12 protein-coding genes are annotated in these 11,016 nt (G+C 29.7%); all 12 read left to right on the forward strand.

All coding sequences use genetic code 11. The features are described from left to right. The first annotated feature begins 125 nt into the window (after positions 1-125). The 12 genes from COL3_RS10480 to COL3_RS10525 all read left to right on the forward strand — a co-directional run bounded on the left by COL3_RS10480 (position 126) and on the right by COL3_RS10525 (position 10,993). On the forward strand, positions 126-317 hold the full coding sequence (locus COL3_RS10480; protein WP_008422916.1) for a helix-turn-helix transcriptional regulator: 192 nt from the start codon (positions 126-128) through the stop codon (positions 315-317). A gap of 106 nt (positions 318-423) precedes the next feature. After that, positions 424-1,260, forward strand: a complete 837-nt coding sequence (locus COL3_RS10485) for a cell wall-binding protein (protein WP_008422918.1) — start codon at positions 424-426, stop codon at positions 1,258-1,260. Between the two features lie 166 nt (positions 1,261-1,426). Next, entirely contained in the window at positions 1,427-1,570 is a 144-nt protein-coding gene (locus tag COL3_RS28695) for a hypothetical protein (RefSeq protein ID WP_008422919.1), read from the forward strand. Positions 1,571-1,654: 84 nt separating this feature from the next. Beyond that, positions 1,655-2,584: a hypothetical protein gene (locus COL3_RS10490; RefSeq protein WP_008422920.1), complete on the forward strand. Its 930-nt coding sequence runs from the start codon at positions 1,655-1,657 to the stop codon at positions 2,582-2,584. Between the two features lie 159 nt (positions 2,585-2,743). Further along, positions 2,744-3,232 carry a hypothetical protein gene (locus COL3_RS10495; protein ID WP_008422921.1) on the forward strand — a complete coding sequence of 163 codons (489 nt, stop codon included), beginning with the start codon at positions 2,744-2,746 and terminating at the stop codon, positions 3,230-3,232. 87 nt (positions 3,233-3,319) lie between these two features. After that, entirely contained in the window at positions 3,320-5,032 is a 1,713-nt protein-coding gene (locus COL3_RS10500; RefSeq protein WP_008422923.1) for a DUF927 domain-containing protein, read from the forward strand. A 271-nt stretch (positions 5,033-5,303) separates the two neighbouring features. Further along, positions 5,304-5,873, forward strand: a complete 570-nt coding sequence (locus tag COL3_RS10505; RefSeq protein ID WP_008422925.1) for a hypothetical protein — start codon at positions 5,304-5,306, stop codon at positions 5,871-5,873. Between the two features lie 174 nt (positions 5,874-6,047). Next, positions 6,048-6,839, forward strand: coding sequence for a hypothetical protein (locus COL3_RS10510; protein ID WP_008422926.1), 792 nt, complete (start codon positions 6,048-6,050; stop codon positions 6,837-6,839). Positions 6,840-7,030: 191 nt separating this feature from the next. Next, positions 7,031-7,153 (forward strand): hypothetical protein, encoded by a 123-nt coding sequence (locus tag COL3_RS29555; protein WP_008422927.1) that lies wholly within the window; start codon positions 7,031-7,033, stop codon positions 7,151-7,153. Beyond that, positions 7,141-8,811: a recombinase family protein gene (locus COL3_RS10515; protein ID WP_008422929.1), complete on the forward strand. Its 1,671-nt coding sequence runs from the start codon at positions 7,141-7,143 to the stop codon at positions 8,809-8,811. Before COL3_RS29555 ends, COL3_RS10515 begins: the two co-directional genes overlap by 13 nt. A gap of 166 nt (positions 8,812-8,977) precedes the next feature. Further along, entirely contained in the window at positions 8,978-9,940 is a 963-nt protein-coding gene (locus COL3_RS10520) for a restriction endonuclease (RefSeq protein WP_008422940.1), read from the forward strand. 225 nt (positions 9,941-10,165) lie between these two features. Next, positions 10,166-10,993 (forward strand): MerR family transcriptional regulator, encoded by an 828-nt coding sequence (locus COL3_RS10525; RefSeq protein WP_008422941.1) that lies wholly within the window; start codon positions 10,166-10,168, stop codon positions 10,991-10,993. The last annotated feature ends 23 nt before the right edge of the window (positions 10,994-11,016 follow it).

The following is an 11,016-nucleotide window of genomic DNA, read 5'->3' on the forward strand; positions in this document are numbered from 1 at the left end:
ATATATGTATAGTATAAACAAAACTAAAGAGATTGTAAAATCTTTGTATTATTGGTCATATACACCGTAAAAATACTTGTATTTTTACTTAAATACCGTATAATAAAAATATGGGGGTGGAAATATTGGATAATATAGGTGAAAAGATAAAGAAAAAGAGAGTTGAAAAGAATCTGAAACAATATGAGCTTGCCAAATTAGCAGATATGTCAAATACGTTCCTATCTGATATTGAAACAGGAAGGTCAGCACCTGCAATAAAAACACTAGAAAAGATAGCTAAGGCATTGGAAATAGATATCAAAGAATTTTTCTAAAAGGACAAAAAGCTGTCCAAGCTATTGAATTACAATAAGGCTATCAATCAACTTTCAAAAGAGAAAGTGTTGAAATACAAAAAGATATTATGGAGGGATAATAGTAATGAAAAAACTAAATTTAAAAAAGATAATAGTAATGGGGTTAATAACAACAAGTATTCTAGGAGTAACTTCAGTAGGAGCTAGTGCATATTACAAACTTTCTGAAAACTGGAAACATGATAGTACAGGCTACTGGTATACAGAAGGAAATTCATATGCTATAGGCTGGAGAAAAATAAATAATGTTTGGTATTACTTTGATAATACTGGTTATATGAAAACTGGATGGTTACAAGATGGGGGGAAATGGTATTACCTTGATGCTAATGGAGAAATGGCTACAAACACAGATATAATCGGTAGTGACATGGTTTTATTTAACAGTGATGGTACTTGGGCAGGTTATGCTAAATCATCATTGACAGATACACCTGATACTTCTTATACATTTGATATGGCTAAAGATATAGTAAATAAAAACCCTGGCTTTCCTATGGGAGAAAGTCTAGAATATGAAGTAACACAAGGAGGTTATAATGGTCGTCCCAAAGAAGATAAAGTATACACATTTGAAATAGGTGGAAAGTACTATTCATATAGAATAGTAGGAGCAATTGATAAACATACTGGAAACTATGTAGGGTCTGCGTATGTATTTGAAAGTGGTTTTATGATGGGTGTAGGTGATAATGTATTATTAGGCACTAATACTAAGTTTGATGAAACAACATTTGATATTAGCAATGTTTTACAAACTGTCAATACACAAACAACAACTGTATCTAAAACACAAGAACAACTAGATCAAGAAGAAATGGACAGAATGTCCAATCCAGAATATAGAAAAGGTCATATGGATGAATATAATAAGTTAATGGCGAAATATAGTAATAAATAAAAATGTAAATTAGGTTTAAAAAATATCTATAGATTATAAGTAGTAGAATAAAAATCTAATAAAAAAATGAATATATATTATATAAATAAAAGAACTCTTTAGGATGCATATAATCTTAAAGGGTTCTTTTGCATTAAGAAAATATTAATCAATAGGAGCTGGAAAGATGAAGAATATAGTTATCATAATACAAATAGCGATTTTAATTTTAGATTTGATTAGAGAGGGGCTTTCAGAAGGTGAAATTATAGTGGCTGTGATGGATATGTTTGAGGGAGTAACAGAGGAAGTTATAAGAAAATTTCTGTAGGGCATAAGAAAAGATAGGATTCCTATCTTTTTTTCATTATAATATATGCTATATAGGCAAGTTTGATTTGAGGAGTATAAATTTATGAATAAGGAAAATTTTGATTATGATAAGAAAGTAAATTTAGATGAAATACTTAAGGATGCATACATTAGAACTCATAAAGAAGATAAGACAGAGCATTATTATGAATCAAGTAAAAGCACAAGTAAGAAAAATTTACTAAAGATATTTAAAGTATTAGATATTGATATGGATAATTATAAAATTATGAAAGGCAAGAAACCCATTTATGAGATACCTTTTATTGTAGCAAAGTTAATACAAATATATGTTGAAGAAGAATATAATAATAATTCATTAATAGAAAAGATTAAAAGTAATGATATTGAGGGTATTACTTATAAAGAGAAAGCTTATTTCATAGATAAAGTTGTAAATCATATAAAAAGCAAATATCCAAATGATGAGAAGATTATTAAAGAAATTAATGAATTGAAAAGTTTTTGGAAAGTTCAAGCTAAATTTCATGAAGATATAATGAATCAACTTAAAGTAACAAATAGTATGACACATACTTTAATCAATAGATATATTAAAATGGTTAGTGCTATTGATAAATTTGATGGACTTATAGCAATAGATGATAAAACTAAAGAATTAATGGAAAGTGATACTCAATTTGCAAAGGATTTTCAAGGTTTTATAAAGTATGAAACACTATTAAAGTATTCTTTATCAATGAATGATAGAAAAGAAATAGTTAACTACTTGAAGTATTGCATAATAAATGGCATTAAAGAATGGTTTGAAGTAGTAAATCAATTTTATGATATTAGAGATGCAGAAACAGGTGAATTTGAAGTAAAAAAATGTAGCGATAGTAAAGAAATACTGAAAGAAGCTATTGAATTACGAAAAGAAAATATTATAAGAAATATGAAACCAACAACAGTAGCATCAGATAATATGGATAAACAGATGAAAGAATTAAGAGAATTGTTTAAAAATTAATATAAAATTTAATTATATCCTATACTGTAAAAAAAGTATAGGATTTTTTTTCTTATAAAACAGCTTTATGAAAGAATGTTAAGTGATGATAAATTATATTTAGAACATTGCTAACAAGTATATGTTTATTAAATTTTAATCACAAGGAGATGTATAAATATGGCTGTAAAGAAAATAGTTTCGGGTTCTGTAAAATCACAAGCAATTAACGATGGAGTAATAGGTGCATTGAAAAAAGTGAATAACGCTTTTAAAGATGGAGAAAATCTAAAGGCTAAAGTAATCTCAATTGAAGGAATTTCTCCAGTAAGCACAGGAATGGGGGTAGTTCCTAGGGTAAAACTTGAATTTGATGTATTCATGGATGATGGGAGTTTAAGAAAGTTAGTTCAAAGATTTTTGTTAATTGAACATCCAAAACAACCATTTTATCAGTTGATGATGGTTACAGTTGGTAAGATTGAAAATGTTAATATAAACAATATAATTGGCAAAGAAGTTGGAATTGAAATAAAAAATTCTAAAACAGAAAATGGTACATACTCTAATATTGAATCTATTTTCAGTGTTGATGAGCTAGAAAATGACTGCAACGATAATGTTGAAGTTGTAGATTCAGATGGAAATATTGAGGAATATGACTACTAAAATGAACTGGCTTAGGGAGGTGATATAGCCTTCCTATAGGCAAGTATCACTTCCATATATGAATTTGTAATGTGAGGAGACAAAGATATGGGAGTATTAGTAATAAATTCACAATCGTTAATGAGCGGAGAAGAACACAAATTTGGAAAATTCACTTTAAATGACAACGGATTGTATTTGCCAATGAATGTAGATGGAAAAGTCCAAGATGTAAAAATGTGTGAACCTATTGTCATTGAAAAAACTATTGCAAATATAGATACCAAGGAAGCATATATAAGTCTTCTCTATAAATATCAAGGTACATACAATACTATAAACGTTACCATGGAAATGCTTAGAGCAAATAAGTTACCAGAACTGTTGAAATATGGCGTAGATATACCACCAGAAGATGAAAAGTTTCTAGGAAGATATTTGCTAAAACAATTGAAGTTAGTTGGACATGAATACATTTACAATAATGTAGGATGGCATTTTGATAGTAGCCGAAACTTAGAATTTAGGCTAAATGAATTAGTTACAAATAATCCTAGCATTAAAGCTATTAATAACTTAGATGATCCAACATTCAATTTATCTTGTAGTGGAACTCTTGGATCATGGACTAATATGTATCACACTGAAATAAAAGGAAATACACCTCTTGAAGCAATGATGTGTATAGGATTCTCAGCTCCAATAGTAGGGTATTTGTATAGTACAAATAAAAATACAGATACATTGATATTTCATATAGCAGGAAAAAGCACATCTGGTAAGACAACAGTCAGCAAAGCAGCAGTATCACCTTTTGGTATACCAGAAACTAAAGATAGAGGACTGTTCAGAACATGGAATGGGACAACTAATGCCATAATAAATTCTTTAGGAGGAAATTTTGGAATACCTCTAGTTTTTGATGAATTCTCAATGATAAAGAATATGGATATGTCTGGAGAAATATATACAATAGCTAGCGGAGAAGATAAATCTCGTCTTAAAAAAGATATAGTTCAAAGAAAGACAGTTAAGTGGGCAACTACAATAATTTCAACAGGTGAGCAATCAATTTTTGAGAGAGCTAACAATAATGGTGGCTTACGAGTTAGAGCTTTTACTTTTGAAGGTGTTGAATGGACTAAATCGGCTGAGAATGCGGAAAACATAAAAGCTATAATAAGTGAGAATTATGGTTATGCAGGTGTTGAGTTTATGAAGCATATCTTTAAACAAGGCTTTGAAATAATAGATGAAAAATGGGACTATTGGAAAGCTAAGTGTTTAGAAGTAATACCTGATAATCCATTTAAGAATCGAGTTGCAAATAAATTTGCAATTATTATGACTGGTGGAGATATAGCTAATGAAGCTTTAGGATTAGATATTGACTTAGAAGCAGTATTGAATTTTCTAGCCAACAATGAAATTGAAAGCATTGAAGATAGAGATATTGGAGAAAAAGCTTTCACAGATGTTATACAACTAATAAATCAAAACGTAAGCAAGTTCAAAATCAAAGATAGTGCTTTTACACCTAGAGATTGTTGGGGCAAGATTGAATCAGAAGTAACCTTCTATAAGGTAGCAGTGATTAAAAATGTAATGGAGAAGCAATTAAGAGAATTAAATTATGAGGATGTTAAAGTCGTTATTAAAGAATGGAAAGAAAAGGGCTATTTGATAACTGAAGTTGGTAAAAATACAAATCGTGTAACTGTAAATTCAAAGAGTAAGCGTGATACAGTATACATCTTAAAGATACCTAGAGAAGAATTAAGAGAATATGTTGTAAATAGCTATCCAAATCCTGTTGGTTAGGGGAAAGAGGGGAACAAACCCCTCTTGCTAACCAAGATAAAATAAGGAATTACCCTAGTTCCCCCTAAAACCCTATCAAAATAAATATAAATATATAAGCGTTTTCCAATCTAAAAATAAACAAATACATTCCATTTTCTAAGGGAAATAGGGGAAATCGGGGTATGGCTAGATAATGTGAGGACTCAGCAGAGGGGGATTTGAAAAAACAAAAGGGGAACATGGGGAATTTCTAAGAAACTATGAAAGCTAAGTGGAAAGGATGAAGTATATGTCAGTAAAAAGAAGAATACAATCAGAAAATAATATGAATGGGGAAGTGGTAAACATGGATAAAAACATACAAGAAACAACTGTACAAGTAGAACCAATAGCAACAAAAGGACAAGTCATAGAAGCAACTATAACAGAAAATACAGAAGAAATTGCAATAAGAGACGAAGCTAATGTGACTGAAATAGTAAGGACTGCAACTCCATGTTCGGCTAAAAATATCATAAGAGCAACTTCTAATAAAGGTGGTTTTTCAGTAGTAAAAGCTCAATCAGGTAATAGAGCTACAATTGCAAAACAAGGATATGAGCATCTTGGAAAGCCAAACACATTGCAATTTGCATTCAGTGATACAAGTGTAATAATTGGAGCTAATCTACCTAATAACGATAATGACTTCAATGTGAAAGATAGCAATGGAAAAGCAATTGTATACTCAACACCACTGGTAACAGAAATTGCAGAAGCATTTGAGTTAGACTTTTCCAATAGAACCTCAATGACTTTTGGTGACATACAATATACTACTAGCGAAGATTCACCAGTAATAATAGTAAAAATCAAATAATGACAATAATAAGTCTTGGAGCAATAAAAGCTCCAAGATGATAAGAATAAATCTAAGTGATAATGAGTTTTATGTAATGGAAAACAAAGCTAATGTAATTGAAATAGTAATCAATGCAGTTTTATATTCAATTAAATTTGATGAAAATTCTTAATCTAGAATGGAGATGTAATTATGAATAACATTAAGGTTAAAATAGCAGATAAAAAATTAGCAAAGTTTATTAGAAATCAATTAGGTATAAAACATAGGCAAATAACTTCATTAGATATGGAAAAATTGGATAAACTACGACTTTATAACACTAATATCACAGATTTAACTGGATTAGAATATGCAACGAATCTAAAAGAATTGTGCATATATCAAAATTCAATAACAGACTTTATGGTTATATCTAATTTAATTAATTTGAGAATACTATACATAGATTTGAATACTGAGTTTGACATAACTATTATCTCACAACTTCCTCAATTAAGAGAATTATATCTTAATTGGAGGTACATAAATAAGTTTATGAGTCCAAATAAAAATAAGACAAAAATAAGCTATAGTTCTTTGTTAAGTAAGGTATTTGAAATTAATAAGTTTACCAATAGACAAAGATTAGCGGTAGAAAAATATTTGTTTAATCCTTCAAGAGATACAGCTATAGAAGCTATGAAAATTACTCCGAAAGCAAATTTGTTTGTAGGAGAGTATTTAGATGAAAATATTAGGAATCAAATTATTATAGAAGAAATTCAAAACCAAAAAGTTTATGTGAGATACTTAAAGGAATTAATGAAAATTCCTAAGTATAAAGAGATATTAGAAACTTACACCCCTAAATATGGAAGTCGTAAAGCTAAAAAGTTCTATATGGACTATATCCTCGGTAGCAATAATGTTATGAATTCTAACTACTCTGTGCAAGGATATAATTGGTATAAGTCCAAAATAGCAAAGGGATATATTGTTTAATATAATGGTTAATTTATGAATTTAGTCTTGTTGGTTTCATTCCTCCAAGACTATAGAAATAAATCTAAGTCATAAAATTTTGGAACACAGAAAATTCTAAGATTTAATACTAAACAAATACTTGTTAAATGAATCATAAATATTTATCAAATATATATTATAAATTTGGATACTAGAAAGGATGAATGAAGATGGAAAACAAAAGGGAGCAGGCAACAATAAATGAAATAATTGAGGTGATATCTGAAATCATCCTTAAAGCTAGTATCAAGAAATTTGATAGTAAGGATGTGGAGGAAAGATGTCCAAAATAGTAGCAATATATTGTAGAGTTTCAACTACGGAGCAAGCAGAAGAAGGGTATAGCATTGAAGAGCAAGAACGTCTATTGAGGAAGTTTTGTGAAGACAATGACTATACTATATTCAAAATATATTCGGATAAAGGTATAAGTGGTAAGTCAATAAAAGCAAGACCTGCAATGAAAGAAATGCTAAAAGATGCAGACGAAAAAAAGTTTGATATGGTAATTACATGGAAGATAAATAGAATAGCAAGAAATATGCTAAATTTGCTTCAAATAGTGGACTTGCTAGAGAAGAATAATATATCTTTCAAATCATATTCAGAGAACTTTGAAACAGAAACACCTATGGGAAAATTTTCACTACAAATGATGGGTGCTGTTGGTGAGTTAGAACGTGGAACAATAGCTCAGAATGTAAAAATGGGAATGTTAGCCAGGGCTAGAGAAGGCCGTTGGAATGGTAATATTTTACTGGGATATAATTTAAGGGAAAAGTCTGATTCGACTAACAAAAAGAGAAAAGATACGGAGCTTGTCATAAATGAATCAGAAGCAGAGATTATAAAGACCATTTTCACTATGTATTCAGAAGGCAATGGCTATAAGGCAATAACAAGCTATCTGAATAAGTTTGGATATACAACTAAAAGAGGAAATCCATTCTCAGTAAATGCAATAAAGGACATACTAAAAAATCTAGTATATATAGGAAAGATAAGATACAATGTGCTACAAAATTGGAGTGAGAAAAGGAGGAGACATAAAAACCCTAATCCATTAGTAGTAGATGGTATTCATGAACCTATAATAGAACAAGAGCTTTGGGATAAGGTGCAAAGAATGATGGAAGATAGTAAGGGAAAACCTTCTAGGATATATGACGGTGAATTTCCTTTGACTGGAATATTAAAATGCCCTCAATGCGGAGCGGGTATGGTCATCATGAGAAGTTCTAAAGCTAGAAAAGATGGGACAAGGCATAGGATAGAATACTATTGTTGCGGTGCTTGGAAGAATAAAGGAACAGCAGTTTGTCATAGTAATTCAATAAATGTCGATAAAGCTAATGATTATGTGTTTGGTAAGTTATCCGAACTTCTAAATAATGATAAGTTAATAAAGGATATAGTAGCAAACATAAATACAACTAGAAAAGCAATGGTAGACCCATCAAAAGATGAACTAGAAAAGATTTTGAAGGAGCTGGAAAAGCTAGAAGCTAAGAAGAAGAAAGTATTTGAAGCCTATGAGGAAGAAATAATAACTAAAAAAGACTTCGCCGACAGAATGGCAGAGATAACGGCTAGGGAAGAAATGCTCCAACAGGAGGTAAACAGCCTAAAAAGCAACATACTAGACGATGGTGTGCAAGAGGTTTCATATGAGCTTGTAAGAGAGATACTGTCAAGTTTCAGTAAGATGCTGTCAGAGTTGCCATCAAGGGAACAACAAAAGAGGCTACTGCATATGCTAATTTCTAAAATAACTATAAACAAAACTAGAGATATAGAGTCAATAGAGCTTAATATAAATGATAACTTAATAAGTTACCTAAGTAATGGAGGAGAACCAAGCCCAGATGGAACTGGAGGAGGTTCTCCTTCTTATTTTGTTTCTAGGAGAAAGTTAATGATAAATCCTGTGAATATAAAGATTTGTATATAATATTATGTTGATTATATAATGAACTATTAAGATTGAGAGTATTTTATGAAATGAAAAATTCCTGTATATGGTAAATGGCTATTTATATATGGTATAATATTCATTAACATTTAGCTTAGTATGTATATCATAGAGGTTAAGAAAAAATATAGAATGGAGTGATAAAATGGAGCTTTTAGAAGGTCTTTATACAGACAATTTTAATAATTTTGACGAGTGGTATCAATTGGTAAGGGAGAATGAAACTGTATACCCTAGATTCAGAATACCATATGTGGAATGGGTGGAAGAATATGTAAATAACATTGATAATAAAAGTGAAAAAGAGGTTAAAGAATTGGTAAGATACTTACTATTCCCTTTTACAAAAAACTCAGATAAATTAAGCTATAAAGATTATCTCGTAATGGCTAAGACACTTGAAAATGAGCAGATACCAAATGAAATTGCTGATAATTTGAAAAAATCACTTAAAGGATTTAATAATATTGAGAAATATAGGAGAATCGAAAATGGTCAAAATGCGTGGGAAGGGTTAACATGGATATTGCAATTATTACCTTTTAATCCATACAAAGCAATCAAGGCATTAAATAGTTATATGGATGCAGAAATAGCGTACATGCCTGATGATAGGATTATAGGAATACAGCAATGCATATCAATAATTGAAGCAAAATTCATATATACTAATAAAGGATTAGAAAATAGTATATTGCAATTAAATCCTAGGGAGTTCGAATGTTTAATTGGAAGCTTATATGAGAATATAGGATATGAAACAGAAATAACACCAGCGACTAGAGATGGTGGAAAAGATATTATAGCACGAATAGATAGAGAAGATGGTAAAGAAGTGGTTTATGCGGAATGTAAGCTTTATAAAACTACTGAGTTATCTAATGAGACTGTTAAAGCATTCGGATATACTGTAATTAAGGATAACATAAATAGAGGGGTATTATTCTGCACTGGCTATGTAAATGAAAGATTAAAAAAACTGGATTCTCGTATTCAAATATGGACGCTAGAAGAAATTATAATATTATTAAATGCACATCTCGGAAGTGATTGGAGCAAAAGGTTGAGTTTATTAATTGAGAATCAAAAATTTAAATATGAAAAGTAATTAGCATAATAATAAACTTAATATCTAATTACTATTAACGGATGTCCTAAAATAGTTATCACTTACTACTGATACGGTGAACCGTATCATAAATGACGTAGACTTTATTTGTAGTTGTTGAAAGTAGTAGCTTTTATATGAATAAAAATATTCTAAATTGTATCAAAATGCGCTATTATATCTTACATACAAACAGCGAAACACAACATTTAGGATGTGATTTATATGGATGAAGAATTGTTTTCTATAGGTAAGTTTTCAAAGATATGTTCTATTTCAATTCAAGCATTGCGCTATTATGATAAAATAGGAATTTTAAAACCTAAATTTATAGATACGGAAACAAGGTATAGATTCTATGGTACTGATCAAACTGTTATTGTTATGATAATTCAAAAAATGGCTGTATTAGGTTTATCATTAAGTGAAATAGATGTGTTTTTACATAGAAATGACATGTTAGGAATAAAGTCTATATTTGATCAAAAAAGACAAGAGATTAAAGAACAAATTAATGAGTTATTGTATGCTGATAAAACCCTAAAATTATACATTGATAACATTAATATGTACAAAAATGCTGATTTTTCATGTATAGAGATAAAAAAGGTTCCAATAAGAAATGTTATTTATTTAAGAAGGACTATAGAACTAAATGAAAATGGGTTCACTAAATTATTTAATGATGCTATGAAAATAGTTGGGGTGAAAAAATACTTAACTATAGGAAATCCAATGGCTATATATTATGGAGAAAGAATTTTGGGAGAACCTTGTGATATTAAGCTCTGCATTGAGCTTGAAGAAGCATATACATCAGAAGAAAACTGTAAAATAATACAGGGAGGGTATTATTTGAGCAAAATGCACTTAGGAGCTCATGCTAATAAGCCCAAAACTTATGGTCAATTACTAGACTATGCTAATAGAAATAAGCTTAGTGTAATAGGAAAACCAGTGGAGGTATACTATATAGATATTTCAATAACTAGAAATCCTGATGACTTTATTACGGAAATACAAATTCCTATAAAAAACAAGTTGACTCTATAGTAACAATAGACTTTATAATTCTT

It is taken from the genome of Clostridium sp. LS (assembly GCF_002760435.1).
Taxonomy (GTDB): domain Bacteria; phylum Bacillota; class Clostridia; order Clostridiales; family Clostridiaceae; genus Clostridium.